This is a genomic window from Neisseria sp. HMSC065D04 (genome assembly GCF_001815675.1).
Classification (GTDB): domain Bacteria; phylum Pseudomonadota; class Gammaproteobacteria; order Burkholderiales; family Neisseriaceae; genus Neisseria.
This window is the reverse complement of sequence record NZ_KV821479.1, coordinates 1-312: the sequence shown is the minus strand read 5'-3', so window position 1 is coordinate 312 and position 312 is coordinate 1. Positions and strand designations below refer to the sequence as shown.

Below are 312 nucleotides of genomic sequence, written 5' to 3'. Positions count from 1 at the left end.
TTCATCGTGTGCAGCTACAACTTCTTTCAAACCTTTTCCGCCAAAGCCGTCAGCTTCAACATCTTCTTTCTTGGCAGTACGGATGACTTTTGAACCGTCTTCTTTAGTTACAACAATTTGATCGCCTTCTTTGAAACCATTAAGCTCTTGATCATTCTCAATTGCTGCCAATGTAGCTTGAGCAGTAGCTTTTTGGGTATTTTTCACAGCTTTTTTCAAGCCCAGCCCTTGGAACTCGTCGGCTTCAACATCTGCTTTGTCCGCTGTTTTGATAGATTTGATACCTTTATCATCGGTAAAGACGATTTCATC

Annotated in this window: 1 pseudogene; it reads right to left on the bottom strand. The window is 41.3% G+C overall.

The annotated features are described in order from the left end of the window. A pseudogene (locus HMPREF3050_RS01730) lies at positions 1-312 on the bottom strand (outer membrane insertion C- signal); the annotation flags it as partial.